Annotated in this window: 19 protein-coding genes; 9 read left to right on the forward strand and 10 right to left on the reverse strand. The window is 71.8% G+C overall.

All coding sequences use genetic code 11. The features are described 5' to 3' along the window. Positions 1–2 precede the first annotated feature (2 nt). From QP090_RS16075 to hisC, 6 genes are all read left to right on the forward strand, one after another. On the forward strand, positions 3–719 hold the full coding sequence (locus QP090_RS16075; RefSeq protein WP_285939675.1) for a hypothetical protein: 717 nt from the start codon (positions 3–5) through the stop codon (positions 717–719). Positions 720–900: 181 nt separating this feature from the next. Then, positions 901–1,101 carry an NfeD C-terminal domain-containing protein gene (locus QP090_RS16080; protein ID WP_285939676.1) on the forward strand — a complete coding sequence of 67 codons (201 nt, stop codon included), beginning with the start codon at positions 901–903 and terminating at the stop codon, positions 1,099–1,101. A 120-nt stretch (positions 1,102–1,221) separates the two neighbouring features. Beyond that, positions 1,222–2,580, forward strand: a complete 1,359-nt coding sequence (locus QP090_RS16085; protein ID WP_285939678.1) for an SPFH domain-containing protein — start codon at positions 1,222–1,224, stop codon at positions 2,578–2,580. A gap of 126 nt (positions 2,581–2,706) precedes the next feature. Further along, a complete protein-coding gene (locus QP090_RS16090; RefSeq protein ID WP_285939679.1) occupies positions 2,707–3,396 on the forward strand; it encodes an NUDIX hydrolase in 690 nt (229 codons plus the stop codon). A gap of 268 nt (positions 3,397–3,664) precedes the next feature. After that, on the forward strand, positions 3,665–3,940 hold the full coding sequence (locus QP090_RS16095) for a DUF6401 family natural product biosynthesis protein (RefSeq protein ID WP_285939680.1): 276 nt from the start codon (positions 3,665–3,667) through the stop codon (positions 3,938–3,940). Between the two features lie 54 nt (positions 3,941–3,994). Beyond that, positions 3,995–5,074, forward strand: a complete 1,080-nt coding sequence (gene hisC, locus QP090_RS16100) for a histidinol-phosphate transaminase (protein ID WP_285939681.1) — start codon at positions 3,995–3,997, stop codon at positions 5,072–5,074. Between the two features lie 91 nt (positions 5,075–5,165). On the opposite strand, the gene QP090_RS16105 is transcribed toward hisC, so the two are convergent. Beyond that, on the reverse strand, positions 5,166–6,428 hold the full coding sequence (locus tag QP090_RS16105) for a transcriptional regulator (RefSeq protein WP_432763055.1): 1,263 nt from the start codon (positions 6,426–6,428) through the stop codon (positions 5,166–5,168). Between the two features lie 602 nt (positions 6,429–7,030). Next, positions 7,031–8,317 (reverse strand): UDP-N-acetylglucosamine 1-carboxyvinyltransferase, encoded by a 1,287-nt coding sequence (murA, locus tag QP090_RS16110; protein WP_285940096.1) that lies wholly within the window; start codon positions 8,315–8,317, stop codon positions 7,031–7,033. Positions 8,318–8,605: 288 nt separating this feature from the next. On the opposite strand from murA, the gene QP090_RS16115 reads away from it, so the two are divergent. Next, positions 8,606–9,649: a suppressor of fused domain protein gene (locus tag QP090_RS16115; protein WP_285939685.1), complete on the forward strand. Its 1,044-nt coding sequence runs from the start codon at positions 8,606–8,608 to the stop codon at positions 9,647–9,649. Here the strand turns inward: QP090_RS16115 and QP090_RS16120 are convergent. The 3 genes from QP090_RS16120 to purD are packed head-to-tail and all read right to left on the reverse strand — an operon-like array spanning position 9,616 to position 13,054. Continuing rightward, a complete protein-coding gene (locus QP090_RS16120) occupies positions 9,616–10,440 on the reverse strand; it encodes an MOSC domain-containing protein (RefSeq protein WP_285939687.1) in 825 nt (274 codons plus the stop codon). The genes QP090_RS16115 and QP090_RS16120 overlap by 34 nt on opposite strands. Before the next feature lie 16 nt (positions 10,441–10,456). Then, positions 10,457–11,767 carry an adenylosuccinate lyase gene (purB, locus tag QP090_RS16125; protein WP_285939688.1) on the reverse strand — a complete coding sequence of 437 codons (1,311 nt, stop codon included), beginning with the start codon at positions 11,765–11,767 and terminating at the stop codon, positions 10,457–10,459. A 54-nt stretch (positions 11,768–11,821) separates the two neighbouring features. Next, entirely contained in the window at positions 11,822–13,054 is a 1,233-nt protein-coding gene (gene purD / locus QP090_RS16130; RefSeq protein WP_285939690.1) for a phosphoribosylamine--glycine ligase, read from the reverse strand. A gap of 408 nt (positions 13,055–13,462) precedes the next feature. On the opposite strand from purD, the gene corA reads away from it, so the two are divergent. Further along, on the forward strand, positions 13,463–14,563 hold the full coding sequence (corA, locus tag QP090_RS16135) for a magnesium/cobalt transporter CorA (protein ID WP_285939692.1): 1,101 nt from the start codon (positions 13,463–13,465) through the stop codon (positions 14,561–14,563). On the opposite strand, the gene QP090_RS16140 is transcribed toward corA, so the two are convergent. The 5 genes from QP090_RS16140 to fbaA form a co-directional block, all read right to left on the reverse strand. Then, positions 14,485–15,453 (reverse strand): glycerophosphodiester phosphodiesterase family protein, encoded by a 969-nt coding sequence (locus tag QP090_RS16140; RefSeq protein WP_285939693.1) that lies wholly within the window; start codon positions 15,451–15,453, stop codon positions 14,485–14,487. The genes corA and QP090_RS16140 overlap by 79 nt on opposite strands. 143 nt (positions 15,454–15,596) lie before the next feature. Next, on the reverse strand, positions 15,597–16,880 hold the full coding sequence (locus QP090_RS16145) for an adenylosuccinate synthase (RefSeq protein ID WP_285939695.1): 1,284 nt from the start codon (positions 16,878–16,880) through the stop codon (positions 15,597–15,599). 158 nt (positions 16,881–17,038) lie between these two features. Then, a complete protein-coding gene (locus QP090_RS16150) occupies positions 17,039–17,458 on the reverse strand; it encodes a DUF3151 domain-containing protein (RefSeq protein ID WP_285939696.1) in 420 nt (139 codons plus the stop codon). 48 nt (positions 17,459–17,506) lie between these two features. Continuing rightward, positions 17,507–17,956 carry a winged helix-turn-helix transcriptional regulator gene (locus QP090_RS16155; RefSeq protein ID WP_285939697.1) on the reverse strand — a complete coding sequence of 150 codons (450 nt, stop codon included), beginning with the start codon at positions 17,954–17,956 and terminating at the stop codon, positions 17,507–17,509. 124 nt (positions 17,957–18,080) lie between these two features. Beyond that, positions 18,081–19,103, reverse strand: a complete 1,023-nt coding sequence (gene fbaA, locus QP090_RS16160; RefSeq protein WP_285939699.1) for a class II fructose-bisphosphate aldolase — start codon at positions 19,101–19,103, stop codon at positions 18,081–18,083. Positions 19,104–19,366: 263 nt separating this feature from the next. Between fbaA and QP090_RS16165 the strand changes: the two genes are divergently transcribed. Next, positions 19,367–20,095, forward strand: coding sequence for a DedA family protein (locus QP090_RS16165; protein WP_285939701.1), 729 nt, complete (start codon positions 19,367–19,369; stop codon positions 20,093–20,095). The last annotated feature ends 47 nt before the right edge of the window (positions 20,096–20,142 follow it).

The following is a 20,142-nucleotide window of genomic DNA, read 5'->3' on the forward strand; positions in this document are numbered from 1 at the left end:
ACATGGCCCACTGGCTCCTCCCGATCGCGACGCTCACGGCCGTGGCCGCTGCGGCCACCGCCTGCGGCGGGGGCGATGGCGACGGCGATACCGGACAGTCCCGTACCGGCGGCCGGGCGGCGTCCTCGGACGCCGGCTACACCGCCGACCAGCTCGAACAGGCGCTGCTCTTCGAGGTCCCCGGGTACCGGCGGGCGGCCGAGCCCGATTCCGGCGAGTACGGCACGCTCAAGGCGATCCAGAACTACGACCGGCTCCAGCGGCAGGTGAAGCTGGACAAGCCGCGCTGTGCCAACGGCGGGACGGGCGGCCCCAGCGCCCCGCTGATCGGCAGGGGCGTGCCGGCGGCGCTCGCCTCGTTCGCCAGGAAGGACGGGCAGACCGTCACCGAGACCCTGATGGCCCCGCCCGCCGGCACGGCGGCGAACCAGGTCAAGTCCCGAGTCCCCGCCGGCTGCCTGACGTTCCGGACCCGGCTCGGCGAGCAGTGGGCCTCGCACCGGGTGGTCGAGTCGCCGCCCGGGAGGATCGGGGAGGGCTCCCGGACGGTCGGGGTGGCGACCACCGGCGCCGACTCCTACACCCGGACCTGGTACGTGGTCATGCAGGGCCGCCGCTTCCTGGCCACGGTCAGCGTGTTCGGCCCGAAGGCCACCCGCGCGGACGCCGAGGACCTGGCCCGGCGCTCTCTCGCGCAGGCGCAGCGCATCCTGCCCTGACCGCGTCCCGCCGACGTCCCGCCGACGTCCCGCGCCGTCCCGCGGCGCCCTTCGGTGTCCGTCCGCCATCGACACTCGCGGTGCGTCTCCCCCAACGGATAGCGTGCCCGTACACGGCGCGGACGCACCGCGCACCGGCGCGGCAGCCGCCGCCGGACCAGGTGAGCGAGCGGGAGTTCCTTTGATCGGCAGGGAGGGCCGGGTCACCGGCAGGATCGGCCCCGGGCTGGTCGGCGAGGTGATGATCCCGATCCGCGGCGGAGCCGAGGCGTTCTACGCCCATCCGGTCGACCCGCGGGAGGAGATCACGGTGGGGACGATCGTGGTCGTGGTCGAGTACCACCCGCCGCGCACGGTGTACGTGGCGCAGGCGCTTGGCTGACCGTTTCCTGTCAATATCCTCCTGATCTGGGCGAACCGTCGCGGTCCCCGCTGCGTCTATGTGGGAGCGTTGTCCGATATTTGAGCAGCGAAGCCGTCGCCGGACCGAGGAGGAGGTCGCATGCCCATAGCCGCAGTGGCGATCGCAGTCGTCGTCGCCATCATCGTGTTGATCGTGCTGTTCAAGATGGTCTGGCGGGTCGCCGAACCGAACGAGGCGTTGATCATTTCCGGGCTGGGGGCCAGGTCCAAGCCGATCGACGGGGTCGACAGCCTCGGCTTCAAGATCATCACCGGTAAGGGCACCTCGGTGCTGCCCGGATTCCAGGTCGCCCGCCGGCTCCGGCTCGACAGCCGGGGCGCCAACCTCGAGGTCAACTGCGTCACCCAGCAGGGCATCCCGGTGAAGGTCCGCGGTGTGGTGATCTACAAGGTCGGCGACGACTTCGTCTCCATCGCCAACGCCGCCCGCCGCTTCCTGGAGCAGCAGGGCTCGATGGACGGGGCGATCCACGAGCTGTTCACCGGGCACCTGCGCTCGATCATCGGCAACCTCACCGTCGAGGACCTGATCCTCAACCGCGAGCGGCTGACCAGCGAGACGCGCAGCTCCGCCGCCGACGAGATGAGCAAGCTCGGGCTGGTGGTCGACTCCCTCCAGATACAGGAGATCGACGACGAGACCGGCTACATCACCAACCTTGGCCGCCCGCACGCCGCCAAGGTCGCCGCCGCCGCCCGCATCGCCGAGGCCGAGCGCGACCAGGAGGCCACCCAGCGCGAGCAGGAGACGATGCGGCAGAACGCCGCGGTGATCCGGGAGACCGAGATCAAGAAGGCCGAGTACGAGGGCCAGGTCAGCCAGGCCGCGCAGCAGGCCCGGCAGGAGGTCATCCTCAAGGAGACCCGCAACGCCGAGCTGGAGGCCGAGCGCACCGAGAAGCGGCTGGAGAGCGAGATCCGCAAGCCCGCCGACGCGCGCGCGTACGAGCAGATCAAGCTGGCCGAGGCCGAGCGCGACGAGCGCATCTCCTACGCCCAGGCCGCCGCGACCGAGGTGCAGCTCAAGGCGCAGCGGGAGGCCGAGGCGACCCGGCTGATCGGTGAGGCGCAGGCCGACGCCACCCGCAAGAAGGGCATCGCCGAGGCCGACGCGATCAAGGCCCGTGCCGACGCGCTGGCGCAGAACACCGATGCGGTCATCGCCCAGCAGCTCGCCGAGCAGTGGCCGCAGATCGTCGAGGCCGGCGCGAAGGTCTTCGGCAACGTCGACAACATGGTCGTGCTCAACGGCGCCGACGGCGTCGAGGACATGCTCGCCAAGGCGCTCACGCTCGGCGGCACCGGCCTCGGGCTCGCCCGCAACCTGCTGTCCGGCATGAGCACCGGCACGGGCGGCCAGAACGGCCAGAACAGCCAGACCGGGCAGAACGGCGTCGTCCCGCAGCTCGACACCACCCCCACCGCCAAGGACGAGTGACCCCCCGAGCAGCCACCGCGACCCCGCCCAGGACGCCCGTACGGGCGTCCTGGGACGGGGTTTCGGACTTTCGGCCGGAGGCCGTCCTGGTCTCATCAGCGGGGCGCGCCCACTAAGTTCGTGGGCATGTCCGTGCCGCGGCTCGCCGTCACCGTCGATCTCGTCGTGCTCACCGTCCGTGAGCAGCGGCTGTGCGCGCTGACGTGGCGCCGCGACCGTCCCCCCTACGACGACGCCTGGTCGCTGCCCGGCGGCTTCATCCAGCTCGACGAGGACCTGCCCGCCGCCGCGTCCCGCCTGATGGCCGACCGCGCGGGCCTCGCCGACGTGCGCATCCACCTGGAGCAGCTCGCCACCTACGGCTACCCCGACCGCGACCCGCGGCAGCGCGTGGTCAGCGTCGCCTACCTGGGCCTGGCCCCCGACCTGCCCGCCTCCAGCCGCGCGCAGGTGCTGTGGACGGCGGTCGACGAGCTGACCCACCGCGACCGCGCCGCGTTCGACCACCGCCGCATCCTCTGCGACGGGATGGAGCGGGCCCGCGCCAAGCTGGAGTACACCTCGCTCGCCGCCGCGTTCTGCCCGCCCGAGTTCACCGTGGCCGAGCTGCGCCGGGTCTACGAGATCGTGTGGGGCACCGGGCTCGACCCGCGGAACTTCCACCGGAAGGTCACCGGCGCCGACCGGTTCCTGATCCCGACGGGCCACTCCACGACCCGCGACGGCGGCCGTCCGGCCCGGCTGTACATGCGCGGCGACGCCGAGCAGCTCCGGCCGCCGATGCTCCGCCCCCGGCCCGGCCAGCCGCTCTCTTAGGCCGTGTTTCCAACGCCCGGCCCGGCGTCCTCGCCTAGGGCTCGGACGCCGACCGTGCTTGGGCGAGCGCGACATCGCTTCGCGATCTGGCGGGTGGGGCTCGCCTCCGGCTTTGCCCCACCGGCCAGGTAACGCGCTCGCGCTACGGCTGAGGCGCGTTGAAACCGGCCCTAGACCGTCCGGTCAGGGGGTTCCGGCCGCCGGCGGGGTGGTCGGTGGCGCACGCATCGCGCGGGAATTGCTAGCTTTTAATCCCATGGATGGCGAAATGTCCGAAGAGCTGGGGCTCCTCGTCCGGGACATCGGGGACGCCGGCATGGCGGAGATGTCCGCCTCCCCCGGCCTGGCCGCCGCGGTCGACCAGCACGTGTCCGCCGTGCGGGAGCAGGTGGGCACCCCGGGGCCGGACGAGCTGATGGGATACCTGCACACCTTCGCCGAGGACGCCTTCCGGCGGGGCTGGTGGCCCGAGAGCACCTCCGACTGGGAGTTCGTCCGGATCGTCGCGGTGTGCTGGATGCTGCGCGGGCCGGGCGAGAGCTGAGCACCCGCCCCTTTAGGCTGGGGATCACCACCCCGTTCAACCTGGAGGACCACGGTGCCTGAGGCAACCACTCCGCGCTTCCGCTCCGTCCTCGACCGGTTCGCGGCCTACCAGCCGGGCAAGGCCGTGGTGTCGCCCGAGGGACGCTCCTACAAGCTGTCGTCCAACGAGTCGCCGCACGGTCCGCTGCCCTCGGTGCTGGAGGCGATCGCCGAGGCGGCCCGCGACGTCAACCGCTACCCCGACAACAGCGCCGCCGCCCTCACCGAGGCGATCAGCGCCGAGTACGGCGTGCCCGCGAGCCACGTCGCGCTCGGCTGCGGCTCGGTCGGGGTCACCCAGATGCTGCTCTCGGCCGTCGCCGAGCCCGGCGCCGAGGTGCTGTACGCGTGGCGCTCGTTCGAGGCCTACCCGCTGCTGGTGGCGCTGTCGGGCGCCACGGGCGTCCAGGTCCCGCTGCGCGACGAGACGCACGACCTCGAGGCGATGGCCGACGCTATCACCGAGCACACCCGGCTGATCCTGGTCTGCAACCCCAACAACCCGACCGGCACCGTCGTCGGCCGCGCCCGGCTGGAGGCCTTCCTCGACCGGGTCCCCGACGACTGCCTGGTCGTGCTGGACGAGGCGTACCGCGAGTACGTCCAGGACCCGGACGTGCCCGACGGGCTCGAGCTCTACGGCGACCGCCCCAACCTGGCCGTCCTGCGCACCTTCTCCAAGGCGTACGGCCTGGCCGGGCTCCGGATCGGCTTCCTGGTGGCGCACCCCGAGGTGGCCGGCGCGATCCGCAAGACGTTCCTGCCGTTCTGCGTCAACTCCGTGGCCCAGGCCGCGGGCATCGCCTCGCTGGCCGCGGCCGGCGAGCTGGCGGAGCGCGTCGAGGGCACCGTGAAGGAGCGTGAGCGCGTCCACAACGCGCTGGCGGCCGACGGCTGGACCCTGCCCCCCAGCGAGGGCAACTTCGTCTGGCTGCGGCTCGGAGAACGCACCCTGGAGTTCTCCGAGGCGTGCAATGCGCGGGGCGTCAGCGTCCGTCCCTTCGCCGGCGAGGGGGCGCGCGTGTCGATCGGCTCGGCGGAGGAGAACGAGGCGTTCCTCGCGGTCGCCCGCGCCCTCCCGTACCGCAACTGACGGGCCGCCGTCCCCGGCCCGGCTGCGTGATCACGCAGTGGGGCGCGCCGTCCCCGTACGGAACGCCCACTGCATGATCACGTGTGCCGGGTCAGGTGCCCGTCTTCGGCCCCAGCTTCTCGACGATCAGCCGGTAGAGCTGCCGCGGCCGGCCCGGTTGCGGGGTCCGGTTGGGCGGCAGGGGCCAGGCGAGTCCCTCCTCCACGAGGGTGCGCAGCAGCCGCCGGGCGGTGCGCGGGGTCACGCCGAGCATCTTCCCGGCGTTCTCCGCGTCGACGATCAGCGGCTGCTCCTGGTCGCCGAGCTTGTCGGCGAGCCGGGCGAGGATCTCCAGGCCCTTCGGCTTGGCCTGCGGCTGCGCGCGCGGGGGCGTGCGCGGCGCGGGCACCAGGGCCCGGCCGTCCCGGTCGAGCGCGAAGCCCTGCGCGCGCTGCGAGCTCTGCGAGCGGGCCAGTGCGGCACGGGCGTGGTTCTCGGCCTCGTGCGCGGTGCGGCCCATCCCGATGCCGACCTCGATGGCCAGCCCGAGCTCCTCGCGGACCCGCTCCACGAACGGCGGGGTGCGGAACCCCTCGGTGGAGGCGGTGACCGAGCCCCGGGTGGCGATGACCAGGTAGCTGTGGTCGTCCAGCGGCCACACCGAGGCGTTCATCCGGTGCGCCTCCTGGAGCAGCACCCGGTGCAGCGCCAGCTTGAGCTCGTCGCGCCAGTACCGCGGGGTGACGCGGCGCGGGGTCTCGCGCAGCGTCGGCACGTCGACCAGCACCACCACGAGCTGTGACTCCTCGAGACGGTGATGGGCGCCGAGCAGCGCCGCGGTCTGCAACGAGCTGCGGATGGCCGCGCCGGTCGGGCGGACCCGGATGGTCGGCACGCCGGCCATCTCCATCCGCTCGGCGGTGGCGTGCACGCAGGTCATCGCGACCGTCGTCGCGCCGCGCCGCCACAATCGCTCGTGGAAGGCGGCCAGCGTGCCCGGCCCGGCCGCCTCCTCGCGCAGGTGCACCTGCTCGGTGCCGAGGCTGATCTCGGAGTACGCCTCCTCGACCTCGGCCCGTCCGAGCACGTCGATGCTCACCCTGGACGGGTCGAAGCGCTCGTCCAGAGCCGCCCGGAGTAACGCGCCCTGGAGCGCGGCCCCGTTCAGCGGCACATAGGTCGCCGGCATGGTCAGAACGCCCGCCTTGCGGGCGAAGTCGTACGGCACCGGGCTGGCGAACAGGCACACGTCCACGCCCGATCCCAGCCGCACGACCTTGTCGGCCGCCTCCTGTTCGTCTCGATATGCGGCGGCCACCAGCCGGCTCGGCACCGGCGTGGGGCCGTGGCCCATCAGCATGACCCGCTCCACCAGGTCATGCGGGCCCACGACACCGATCGTGAGGTCGGGTGTCACCGCTCCCGTCCGCGCGGCCGTCATCGGCGACCGCTCGTTTCCGGCCCAGACTCTTGGCGGGGGTCCTGCCCCGCCCATGCGTTCGCGCACGCTCCGCCCAACGGTTGACTCATGGCTTGTCGCCCCTGCCTTCTGACCCAGCACCGCAGTTCCCGTGCGATTCGTTCCTCAGTGGGCAGATCGGGTCAGGGCGACGAGGTGTGACGCCCAGACGCGAAATCGAATCAAGAGTGCGGCGAAAAAGTAACCTACGGGACCCCTTGGTCAGTAATTTGTCACCAATCGGCCAGTCTTGATCCTGCATCTTGGGTCGTCCGAAGTCGAAAAACAAGACCCGAAAACAACGCAAGGGGCCTCTCCTGGCGCCGATGCGCACTGGAGAGACCCCTGCGGTGTCCGATTGGTTTACGCCTTGGCCGAAAGCCGCCCGTCCCGACTCCCGTTCCGCCGGAAAGACGAGTGATCCGCTTGCGCGGCCCTGACTTCCCCTGACCCGGTGAATTTTTACCGAGTCAGAACGGCCGGATTCGGACGGTCGTCAGCCGATCACGGGCAGGCCCTCAGTCGGCCTCGCGGACGATGTCGGCGCCGAGCCGGGACAGCCGCTCGGCGGTGTGCGCGTGCCCGCGGTCGAGGTAGTAGGCGGAGGTGATGGTGGTCTCGCCCTCGGCGGCGAGCCCGGCCAGCACCAGCGCGCTGCCGCAGCGCAGGTCGTGCGCCTCGACCACGGCGCCGCGCAGCCGGTTCGGCCCGTTCACCTTGGCGCGGTTGCCGTCGACGTCGATGTCGGCGCCCATCTTGCCGAGCTCGTCGGCGAGCTTGAACCGTCCGTCGAAGATCCGCTCGTAGATGTAGGACGGCCCGTCGGCCAGGCAGGACAGCGCCATGATCGGCGACTGGAGGTCGGTGGCGAAGCCCGGGTACTCGTCGGTGATCACGTTGATCGGGCGGAGCGCCCGGTCGCGCCGCACCTGGAGCACCGCGCCCTGCTGGTGGAACTCCAGCCCCATCTGCTCGAGCTTGTCGGCGGCCACGCCGAGGTGCTCCAGGGTGGCGCCGACGAGGTTGAGGTCGCCGCCGGTGATCGCGGCGGCCATCACGAACACGCCCGCGTCGATCCGGTCGGGCATCACGGTGTGCTCGACCGCGGTGAGCTCCTTGACGCCCTCGACGGTGACGAACCCGGTGCCGCCGCCGCTGATCCGGGCGCCCATCGCCTGGAGGAAGGCGATGTTGTCCAGCACCTCGGGCTCCAGCGCCGCGTTCTTGATCAGCGTGGTGCCGTGCGCCATCGCGGCGGCCATGATCAGGTTCTCGGTGCCGGTGTGCGAAGGGGTGTCGCAGTAGAGCGTGCCGCCGCGCAGGTTGCCGGCCTTGATGTGGATGATGCCGTCGCCGTTGTCGGCCACCTGCTCGGTGACCGTGGCGCCCATCCGCTTGAAGCCGTTGTAGTGGAAGTCGAGGTTGCGGCTGCCGAGGTTGCAGCCGCCGACGCCCTCGATGACCGCCTCGCCGAGCCGGTGCAGCAGTGCCGGCACGAACAGGAACGAGCCCCGGAACCGGGCGGCGATGTCGGCCGGCAGCACCGGGCTGTTCAGCGTGGACGCGTCGATGACCAGCGTGCGCTCGTTCTCGTGCAGCTCGGCCTTGGCCCCGATGGCCTGGGCGAGCTCGACCGCCCGCCGGACGTCCTCGATGATCGGGACGTTGCGCAGGACGGTGCGGCCCTTGGCCGCCATCAGCGAGGCGCCGATCATCGGCAGGACCGCGTTCTTGGCGCCCTGGATGAATACGGTGCCGTGCAGTCGCCGGCCTCCGCGCACGCGGTAGCGAACCTCGTGGCCCATGCTCATGCCGCCTTACTCCTTAGCTGCGGGTATACGGTGCGTACCGGATCAAGTGGGGCTGCCTGGTCCGCCCGTTCGACCGGAACGGCGGATCACGAGGGCGGATCACGAGGGCTGAGCGCGCCGAACGGTGTCCCCCTAGGCGCCGACGTGATCCCAGTAAACCACCGAGGCGGGAGTGTGGTGTCCGGCGCGCGGGCCGTGGCGCGCCTCCGGATCGCCCGGTCCGGACGGGCCGGGGGCCATTTCCGACATAGGGCCAGGCGGTGGGGTCTAGGGTGATCGACCATGGACGAATCGCCCGGCTGGGAGGCCATCGACGCGGCGCTCCGGCGCATCTACGGCGACCAGGAGCCGGCGCACTACGGCACGCTGCTCAGGTGGTCGCTCGGCGGCCCGGACCCGCTGGACGGCATCAGCGCCTACCCGCGCACCGAGCCGGTGCCGCACTGGCACTTCGTCTCCTACGGCATGACCGAGCTGTACAGCAAGGAGTCCGACGACCTCCAGGAGTCGGGCTGGGGCTTCGAGTTCACGTTCCGGCTGGTCCGCGACCCCGCCGAGACGACGCCCCCGGCCTGGGCGCTGAGCTTCCTCCAGAACCTGGCCCGGTACGTCTACAACTCCGGCAACTGGTTCGAGCCCGGCCACCACATGAACGTGAACGGGCCGATCGCCTCCGAGCGGGACGACTCCGAGATCCGCGCCATCGGCTTCGTCCCCGACCCCGAGCTCGGCGGGATCTCCACCCCGCACGGACGGGTCGAGTTCCTCCAGATCGTCGGGCTGGCCGCCGAGGAGTACGAGGCGCTGCAACGGTGGAACGCGGTCGCCCTGATGGAGCTGCTGGCCCCCCGGATGCCGCTCTACACCACCGACCTCGACCGGCGTTCGCTGCTCGGTGACCCCGAGGTGGCCGCCGCCGTCCAGGCGGGCATCGAGCGCGACGGCTCCACCAGCGGCACGCTGTACGTCAACAAGGCCCACTGGGAGCGGGACGGCGCGACCACGACCCTCCGGATCGGTGCCCTCCAGGCCGCCTCGGTCGGCCAGACGCTGCGCGGGCGGCTGCCGTTCGGCCGCGCCCTGGTCCTCCAGACCGACGACACCAGGCTCCGCTTCCACCCGTCCGACGCCCCGGTCATCGAGCAGCCGGACGCGGCGGCGCTGTCGGTCGGCGTTCCGGCCGAAGCGCTCGACGAGCTGGTCGCCGCGCTGGTCCCGCGGGCCTCGGTCACGCCGCTCGCCGCGATGCCCGGCGTGGTCGTCGAGATCGTGCCGACCGCCATGCTCGACCGCTACGGCGAGGAGACCGGCGAGGTCGTCGGCTGATCGGGCCCGTCCACCGGTTCCAGGACCTCCACCGGGTCGCCGACGGTGAGGACGCCCGGCTCGCGGACGACCGCGTTCTGGCCGAACGCGATGCCGCGCCGGACGCCGCGGTAGGTGGCCAGGGTGCGCAGCGGCTCGCGGCCCCGCTCGCCGGTGGCCTGGTCGGTCGTGATGATCACGCAGCGGGTGCACGGCTTGACCAGCTCGACCACCGCCGGCCCGACCCGCAGCAGCCGCGCCGCGTCCTCGCCGAACGCGCCGAGCCCCTCGACGACGAGGCTGGGCCGGAACCGGTCCATCGGCAGCGGCGTGTCCAGCCGCCCGTTGAGGTCGTCCAGGGACTCGGCGGAGAGCACCAGCAGCGGGTAGCCGTCGGCGAACATCACCTCGCCGCCGCCGCGCGAGGTCGGCCGGTGCCCGGTGAAGCGCACCAGCCGGCACTCGGCGCCGAGCAGCGCCGCGAACCAGCGGGCGGCGGCGTCGCCCTGGTCGACGCCCTGGCAGGACGTCCTCTGGACGGTCACGTCGAGCACCGGACCGTCGTCCACCGGCTTGTGGACGAGCGTGGCGGCGCCCGGCGCGGCGACGGTGAGGACCACGCCGTCGTACACCGGGCGCAGCAGCGCCATCCGGGGGTGGTCGCGCTGGGACAGGAAACGTCCCTCAGGGGCGACGAGCATGAACTCGCGGTCGTGCCGCAGCCCGCTGAAGGCCAGCTCGGCGGTGTGCAGCGCGGTGCCGCCCCCGCTCTTGAGCGGGTAGGCGTTCAGCTCGGTCAGCCTCGCGGCCAACGGACCCTCCCGGCGGTCAGGTGAGTGAGGCCAGCCGGACGAACATCGAGTCGAGCCGCTCGACGAACCGCTCGGGCCGGCACACCTCGTCGAGCCGCGCCTCGTCGAGCGCCAGCCCCGCCTCGGCCGCGTGCGTGCGCAGCGTCTCGCGGAAGGGGACGCCGGTCTCCCAGGTCGCCATCGCGGCCTTCTGGATCAGCGGGTACGCCTCGTCGTCGCGGGACATCCCGCCCTCGACCAGCTCCAGCAGCACGGTGGAGGTGTAGATCAGCCCGCCGGTCGACTCCAGGTTGGCGAGCATCCGGTCGCCGTCCACGACCAGCCCGGACATCAGCCGGTCGGTCAGGCTCAGCATGTAGTCGAGCGCGATCGAGGCGTCCGGCAGCGCGATCCGCTCGGTCGAGGAGTGCGAGATGTCGCGCTCGTGCCAGAGCGGGATGCCCTCCATCACCGGGACGATCTGCGCCCGCACGATCCGCGCCATCCCGGCCAGCCGCTCGGAGATGATCGGGTTCTTCTTGTGCGGCATCGCCGACGAGCCCTTCTGGCCCTTGCCGAACGGCTCCCACAGCTCGCGCACCTCGGTGCGCTGCCCGTGCCGGACCTCCAGCGCGATCGCCTCGCACACCGTGGCCATGATCGCCAGGCTGGACGCCCACTCGCTGATCCCGTCGCGCAGCACCACCTGCGTGGACACCTCGGCGCACTCCAGCCCGAGCCGGCGCGCGACGTGCCGCTCGATCTCGGGGTCGATGTTGGAGTAGGTGCCGACCGCGCCGGAGATCGCCATCACGCCGACCGCCTCGCGGGCCCGCCGCAGCCGGTCGCGGGACCGGGCCATGGCGAACGCGAAGTCGGCCACCCGGTGCCCCCACACGTCGGGCTCGCCGTGGATGCCGTGGGTGCGGCCGACGCGCAGGGTGGCGCGGTGCTCGTCGGCGTGGTCGCGCAGCGTCCCGACCAGCGTGTCGGCCTTGGCCAGCAGCAGGTCGGTCGCCTCGACCAGCTGGAGCGCCAGGGCGGTGTCGAGCAGGTCGGACGAGGTCATGCCGAAGTGCACGAACCGGGCCGCCTCGCGCGGCTCGGTGTTGTCGGCCCAGGCCGACAGGAACGCGATCACGTCGTGCTGGGTGACCGCCTCGATCTCGTGCACGGCCTCCGGGGTCGGCGGCGGGGCCTTGCGCACCGGCTCCACCACCTCCGCCGGGATCGTGCCGGCCTCGGCGTGGGCTTCGACCACGAGGGTCTCCACCTGGCACCACAGCTCGTACTTGTGCGCGTCACTCCAGACGCGGCCCATCTCCGGAAGGGTGTAGCGCTCAATCACACCGCTGATTGTCCCAGGTCGCGCCCGTTGACGCGTCGGCGACCCGGGTACTGCCTAGAGCGCGATGTCGGAACGGTGGTGCGAGCCGCGCAGGGTGATGTGCGCGACGGCCTCGTAGGCGGCGGCGCGGGCGGTCGCGAGGTCGGGCCCGCCGCCGACGACGCTGAGCACCCGGCCGCCGTTCGCCACCGGCCGGCCACCGGCGTCCAGGGCCGTGCCGGCGTGCAGCACGTACGCTCCGGGGACCTGAGCCGCCTCGTCGAGCCCGCCGATCGCGTCGCCCTTCACCGGTGCGGCCGGGTAGCCCTCCGCGGCGACCACGACCGTCACGGCCGCGCCGGGGTGCCACTCGGGCCGGAACGCCGGGTCGAGCCCGCCGATCGCGCACGCCTGGAGCAGCCCGGCGAGCGGGGTGGCGAGGCGGTCGAGGACGACCTGGGTCTCGGGGTCGCCGAACCGGGCGTTGAACTCCACCACGCGGACGCCCTTGGACGTCAGGGCGAGCCCGGCGTACAGGACCCCCACGTACGGGGTGCCGCGGCGGCGCAGCTCGTCGAGGGTGGGCTGGACGACGGTCGCCATCACCTCGTCGACGAGGCCGTCCGGCGCCCACGGCAGCGGCGTGTAGGCGCCCATCCCGCCGGTGTTGGGGCCCGCGTCGCCGTCGTGGGCGCGCTTGAAGTCCTGGGCGGGCAGCAGCGGGATCGCGTGCACCCCGTCGCAGAGCGCGAACAGGGAGACCTCGGGGCCGTCCAGGAACTCCTCGATGACCACTCGGTCACATTCGGCGGCGTGCGCGGCGGCGGCGTCCCGGTCGCCCGTGACCACCACGCCCTTGCCGGCCGCGAGCCCGTCGTCCTTCACCACGTACGGGGGGCCGAACTCGGCCAGCGCCGCGCCGACCTCGGCGGCGGAGTCGCAGACCCGGGCGGCGGCGGTCGGCACCCCGGCCGCCGCCATGATCTCCTTGGCGAACGCCTTGGAGCCCTCGATCCGGGCGGCCTCCCGGTCGGGGCCGAAGCAGGGGATCCCGGCCGTGCGCAGCGCGTCGCCGACCCCCGCGACCAGCACCGCCTCCGGGCCGACCACGACTAGCTCGATCGCGAGCCGCTCGGCCAGCTCGGTCACCGCGACCGGATCGGTCGGATCGAGCTGGTGGTTGTCGGCGATCCCCGCGGTGCCGGGATTGCCCGGCGCGCAGTGCAGGGCGGTGACGGCGGGGTCGCGATGCAGGGCGCGGGCGAGCGCATGCTCGCGGCCGCCCGAGCCAAGGAGGAGTACTCGCACGTCGAGCGAGCTTACTGGGCATATCGGCCTGGTGTCCGCGCGTTGTGCAGGAGACGGGCCGTCGTCCCGGGATGGCGTCGGCCTCGGACGCGCCTCCAGCCCTTGCGGCGTCGCGGTGTAGGCCGGATCACATTCGCCGGAGGGCAACCTGGGCGATGTCCGCGGCGTCTTAATTGTCGGCTGGTAAGCTTCACGACTTGTGGCCTGACGTCCAGCCGCGAAAGGAGGTGGTCGGGATGAGTCCTGGTGATACTTGCAGTTCGCCGGAGAACCCTCACAGTCCGAACGTGACTGCACAACCGTCCGCCTCTGCACGGCGTCCGGCCATGGCTCCCGCGCGCTCCCTTCGCTGACAGGCAGGGTTGAGCGCGCGCTGAGCGCGTGTGGCCGGCGGGTTAGGAGCACCGCATGGCCATGACACGAGTCCGCCCCGGTCGCGCGACGATGTCGCTGTTCAAGACGCGCGGACGCCCCCACAGCGTGCCCTCCCAGGTGCGCCGCCGCGATTCGGCCGTCATCGACTGGGCCGCCTACATCGACGGCCACCGCGTCTGTACCGGCACCGTCGACGACGCCGTCCGGCTGATCCGGGACGGGCGGCTCACCCCGAACGGCGACAGCGCCGGATTCGTCTGGGTCGGTCTGCACGAGCCATCGGCGACCGAGCTCGCCGAGCTGGCCGAGGTGTTCGGGCTGCACCCGCTCGCGGTGGAGGACGCCATCCACGCGCACCAGCGGCCCAAGCTGGAGCGCTACGACGACGTGCAGTTCTTCGTGATGAAGACCGTCGGCTACGTGCCCGACGGGCCGGACGGCGCCGAGGTCGTCGAGACCGGCGAGATCATGGTGTTCTGCGGCACCGACTTCGTCGTCACGGTCCGGCACGGCCCGCACGGCGAGCTCGGCTCCGTCCGCGAGCGGCTGGAGGGCGACGCCGGACGGCTCGCCCTCGGCCCGGCCGCGGTGGTGCACGCGGTCGCCGACCGGGTCGTCGACGGGTACGTCTGCGTCGCCGACGCCGTCCAGGACGACATCGACGAGGTCGAGGAGGCGGTGTTCTCGCCCGAGCGCACCGACGAGTCGCGCCGCATCTACCAGCTCAAGCGCGAGGTGATCCAGCTCAAGCGGGCGGTCGGGCCGCTGGCCGGGCCGCTGCGCAACCTGACCGGCCGGCGGTTCGTGCCGACCGAGATCAAGGAGTACCTGCGCGACGTCGAGGACCACCTGACCCGGGTCCGCGAGCAGGTGGAGTCCTACGACGAGCTGCTCAACCCGATCCTCCAGGCGAACATGACCCAGGTGACGGTCGCCGACAACCAGGACATGCGCAAGATCTCCGCCTGGGGCGCGATCTTCATGGTGCCGACCGCGATCGCCGGGATCTACGGGATGAACTTCGACTTCATGCCCGAGACCAAGTGGCAGTTCGGCTACCCGATGATCCTCGGGGTCATCGCGATCGCCTGCCTGTCGCTGTACCGCGGGTTCCGCCGCAACGGCTGGCTCTGAGCCGGCAGCGGCAGCCCGTGCGCGGCGAGGACGCCGCGCAGCCGGTCCGGGTGGTCGGTCACGATCGCGTCCACCCCGTACCCGATGAACCGGGCCATCTCCGCGGGCTCGTTCACCGTCCACACCGCGACCGGCAGGGAGAGCCGGTCGGCCGCCGCCACCAGCTCCGGCGTGACCAGGCGGTGCTCGGGCGACAGCGCGGTGGCGCCGATCTCCAGCGCCGAGCCGACCGGGTCGCCGGGGCCGCGGCCGGCGAGCCAGCGCGTCCCGGGCACCAGGGTCTTGCGCTCGATCAGCGCGACCCGCCCGAACGCCGGGTCGTACCGGCGGGCCTCGACCAGCACCCGCCAGTCGAAGGCGAGCAGCCGGCTCCGCCGGGTCAGCCCGCGCGCCGCCAGGACGTCCGCGACCGCGGCGGTGAACCGGGCCACCTCCGCGTCCGGCCAGTCCGGGTCGGTCTTCAGCTCGACCGCGAGACGCACCCCGTCCGCGGCGCCGATGAGCGCGCACGCCTCGTCCAGCGTCGGCACCGGCGTGCCCGGCACCGGTAGCTGGGTGAACACGAACGGGTCGCCCGCGGTGGCCGGCCTGCGGATCCCGGCGTCCACCGTTCTGAGCTGCTCGAGCGTCAGCTCGCGCACGGCCCTGCCGACGTACGGATACGCCGGGTCGCCCGGACGGACCGGGCCCGTGTCGGCGAGGTTCACCGGCGACAGCACCTGATCGTGGTTGAGCACGACCACGCCGTCGGCGGTCAGCCCGGCGTCGAGCTCGATCGCGTCCACCCCGAGCTCCAGCGCGTGCGCGAAGCCGGGCAGGGTGTTCTCTGGACGGAGCCCCCGGGCGCCCCGATGACCGTGCAGTTCGACGGCCGCCCCCCTGGATTTCACGCAGGCACGCTACCGCCGGCGACCGGATGCTCAGGGGCGGACGGGCGAGAAAACGCCGAACGCGCCCGGGAGCCGTCCGGGCGCGTTCGGCAGGTGACCATGCGGTAGCAGGGTCGGATCGGGGCCGCGCGAGCGCGGCGGGGTCAGATCAGCGGTCGCAGCGACAGGGTCTGGTCGCGGCCGGGGCCCACCCCGATGGCGGAGATCTGCGCGCCCGCCAGGTCTTCCAGCGCCCGGACGTAGGCCTGCGCGTTGGCGGGCAGGTCGTCGAACGTCTTGGCCTGGGTGATGTCCTCCTGCCAGCCGTCGAAGTACTCCAGGACGGGCTTGGCGTGGTGGAACTCGGTCTGCGTGGTGGGCATCTCGTCGTGCCGGACGCCGTCGATCTCGTAGCCGACGCACACCGGCACCCGCTCCAGGCCGGACAGCACATCGAGCTTGGTGAGGAAGTAGTCGGTGACCCCGTTGACCCGGGTGGCGTAGCGGGCGATCACCGCGTCGAACCAGCCGCAGCGGCGGTCGCGGCCGGTGGTCACGCCGTACTCGCCGCCGGTGGTGCGCAGGAACTCGCCCCACTCGTCGAGCAGCTCGGTCGGGAACGGCCCCGACCCGACCCGGGTGGTGTAGGCCTTGAGGATGCCGATCACCCGGTTGATCCGGGTGGGCCCGACGCCGGAGCCCGCGCACGCGCCGCCCGAGGTCGGGCTGGACGAGGTGACGAACGGGTAGGTGCCGTGGTCGATGTCGAGCAGCGTGCCCTGCGCGCCCTCCAGCAGGACGACCTTGTCGTCCTCCAGGGCCTTGTTGAGCACGAGCGCGGTGTCGGCCACGTACGGCTTGAGCCGCTCGCCGTAGGCGAGGTACTCCTGCACGATCGGGCCGGTCTCGATGCGGCGCCGGTTGTAGACCTTGCTGAGCACCTGGTTCTTCTCGCGCAGCGACAGGTCGATCTTCTGCGTGAGGATGCTCGGGTCGAACAGGTCCTGCACCCGGACGCCCATCCGGTTGATCTTGTCGGCGTAGGCCGGGCCGATGCCGCGCCCGGTGGTGCCGATCCGGGCCTTGCCCAGGTACCGCTCGGTCACCTTGTCGAGGGCCCGGTGGTGCGGCATGATCAAATGCGCGTTGCCCGAGATCAGCAGGCGCTCGCAGCCGATCCCGCGCGCCTTGAGCCCGTCGATCTCCGCCAGCAGCACGCCGGGGTCGATCACCACGCCGTTGCCGATCACCGGCACCACGTCGGGGGACAGCACCCCCGAGGGCAGCAGGTGCAGCGCGTAGCTCTTGTCGCCGATGACCACGGTGTGCCCGGCGTTGTTGCCACCTTGATAGCGGACGACGTAATCGACGTCCCCGCCGAGCAGGTCGGTGGCCTTGCCCTTGCCCTCATCTCCCCATTGGGCTCCGACAAGAACGATGGCAGGCATGCCACTTTCCCTTCCCACGACGAAGGCCCCGTGTGCCGCGCGGGGCCTTCGGGTGGTCTCCCCCAGAAGAATCCGCAAGCGCGAAGGGGCCTCTTGCGATCAAATCGTACCTGGCCACGGGCACTGAAGAAACCGCGCGTCGCGGGGAGGGGGGTGGATCAGGCGGCGAGGGCGTCGGCTGCGGCGGGGCTGCTGTCGCGCAGGAACGTCTTGCAGCGCTCGGCCTCCCCGTCCTCCCCGATCGCCGCCGCGGCCCGTCCGAGGGCGTTCAGGGCGCGCAGGAAGCCGCGGTTGGCCTCGTGCTCCCAGGGGATCGGGCCGTGGCCCTTCCAGCCCGCCCGGCGGAGCTGGTCGAGCCCGCGGTGGTAGCCGGTGCGCGCGTAGGCGTAGGACTCGATGACGGCGCCGGCCGCGAAGGCGCGATCGGCCAGCGCGGCCCAGGCGGCGGGGTGCTCGGGGTGGCGCGCGGCCACCTCGACCGGGTCGACACCGCCCTCGAGCGCCTCGCGGGCCGGGGCGTTGTCCGGGAGTTCGGTCGGGAGCGGGCCGCCGAGCAGGTTCTGGGTCATGCGGGTCATCGTAAGTCGGGTCGGGGAGTGCCTTTCAACCTGGGCCCGGGCGACGGGTCAGGCGCCGGGGCCGGGGCGCGGCTCCACGTCGGACGGTTCGAGCCGCGCGCCGCAGGAGGCGCAGGTCAGCCGTTCGCCCATCGCGCCGCCGCAGCCGCGATGGACGATCACCGCCGGCGGGCCGTCCGGTGCGTAGTGGCGGTCGCCCCAGTGCAGCAGCGTCATGATCGTCGGCCAGAGCTCGACGCCCTTGCGGGTCAGCCGGTACTCGTACCGCTCGGGCCGTTCCTGGTACGGGACGCGGCGGAGGACCCCCTCGTCGCACAGTCGGCCCAGCCGGTCGGCCAGCACGTTGCGGGCGACGCCGAGCGCGTCCTGGAAGTCGTCGAAGCGCCGCACGCCCTCGAAGGCGCTGCGGATCACCAGCATGGTCCAGCGGTCGCCGACGACTTCGAGCGAGCGGGCGACCGAGCAGTTCTGCGATGCGTAGGTGCGGGGCAACGCCACGATCCCGACACTACCCCGGTTGCATCAAACAACGCATTAGCGGACGAAATGGGGCCCGGAGCGTCGTCGCCCCGGGCCCCGTCCGCAGGTCGGGCGGACCGCCGTCCGCCGGACCCGTCGACCGCTACTTGATCCGCTTGCCGGCCGAGGCGAGGTTCTCGGCGGCCTGGACGATGCGCGCGGCCATCGCGGTCTCGGCCGCCTTGCCGTAGGAGCGCGGGTCGTACTGCTTCTTGTTGCCGACCTCGCCGTCGATCTTCAGCACCCCGTCGTAGTTGCGGAGCATGTGGTCGGCGATCGGCCGGGTGAAGGCGTACTGGGTGTCGGTGTCGATGTTCATCTTGATCACGCCGTAGTCGACCGCCTCGGCGATCTCCTCGGGGGTGGAGCCCGAACCGCCGTGGAAGACCAGGTCGAACGGGCGGTCCTTGCCGTACTCGGCGCCGACCGCGTCCTGGATCTCCTTGAGCACCGCGGGACGCAGCTTCACCGCGCCCGGCTTGTAGACGCCGTGCACGTTGCCGAAGGTCGCCGCCAGGATGTAGCGGCCCTTCTCGCCCACCCCGACGGCCGCGGCGGTGGCCAGCGCGTCGCCCGGGGTCGTGTACAGCTTCTCGTTGATCTCGTGGGCGACGCCGTCCTCCTCGCCGCCGACGACGCCGATCTCCATCTCCATGATGATCCGGGCCTTGGCGCACTCCTCCAGCAGCTCGGCGGCGATCTCCAGGTTCTCGTCCAGCGGGACCGCCGACCCGTCCCACATGTGCGACTGGAACAGCGGCTCCTCGCCGCGCGCCACCCGCTCCTGCGAGATCTTGATCAGCGGGCGGATGAACCCGTCGAGCTTGTCCTTGGGGCAGTGGTCGGTGTGCAGCGCGATGTTGACGGGGTAGTGGGCCGCCACCACCCGGGCGTACTCGGCCAGCGCGGTCGAGCCGACCACCATGTCCTTCACGGTGGAGCCGGACAGGTACTCCGCGCCGCCGGTGGACACCTGGACGATCCCGTCGCTCTCCGCCTCCGCGAAGCCGCGCAGCGCCGCGTTGAGCGTCTGGCTGGACGTCACGTTGATGGCGGGGTAGGCGAAACCTTCCCGCTTGGCACGGTCGAGCATCTCCGCGTAGACCTCAGGGGTCGCGATGGGCATGGTCGATCCTTTCGTACGCAGTGGTGCCGCCGGGCGTCCGACCGGGCGGGTGCGCCCGCACGCCCGCACCGCAGGTCAGGGCCTTGGCGCGAGGTCCGGGCATGGCATGCCGTCCACGGTCAGTATCCCTTGAAGCCCGCCCTCCGCGCAGGGGGACCCACACCGGCCGGTAGCGCCGGTTTTCGGAGCGGGCCGGAGGCGCGGGCCCAGGTGGGCAACCGCTTTGCTCGGAAACGCGGTGCCGGGCCGGGTACGCTCGCATTGTGGATCTCACGCTCATCACCCTGGACATCACCGAGTGGCTGCACCCCACCGCTTGGTTGCAGCTCTTCGGCACCTTCGCGGTGATCGGCGTCATCGCGATCATCTTCGCGGAGACCGGACTCCTCTTCGGGTGCATCCTGCCAGGTGACTCGTTGCTGTTCACGGCGGGGATCCTCACCGCGGTCAACACGGTCAACGGCCAGGAGTTCCAGTCGCTCGACCTGACGACGCTGCTGATCGGCGGGCCGGTCGCGGCGATCGCCGGCGCCCAGCTCGGGCACTGGCTCGGCGCCCGCTTCGGACGCAAGCTCTTCGACCGCCCCGATTCCAAGATCTTCCGGCAGGAGTGGGTGGAGAAGGCCGAGTACTACTTCAACCGCTTCGGCCCGGCCCGCGCGGTCGTGCTGGCCCGCTTCATCCCGATCGTGCGGACCTTCCTCAACCCGCTCGCCGGCATGCTCGGCATGGACGGCCGCAAGTTCTTCATCTGGAACGTGGTCGGCGGCGTGATCTGGACCGACGCCCTGTTCCTGCTCGGCAACCAGCTCGGCACCAGGGTGCCCAACATCGAGGCCTACATCCTCCCCGGCGTCGTGGTGATCTTGATCCTGTCGCTGATCCCGATCATCATCGAGATGCTCAAGGGGCGCGGGAAGCCGGGCAACGGAACGAAGAAGAATGACGCTGAAGAGTCACGTCCGTCGCTCAGTGGTGACAGTTATCGCTAACCTCCCCATGTGGGACGTCATCGGTCGGACCCTCGTGGTCTCGCGCG

Source organism: Actinomadura xylanilytica (assembly GCF_030283145.1).
GTDB lineage: Bacteria > Actinomycetota > Actinomycetes > Streptosporangiales > Streptosporangiaceae > Spirillospora > Spirillospora xylanilytica.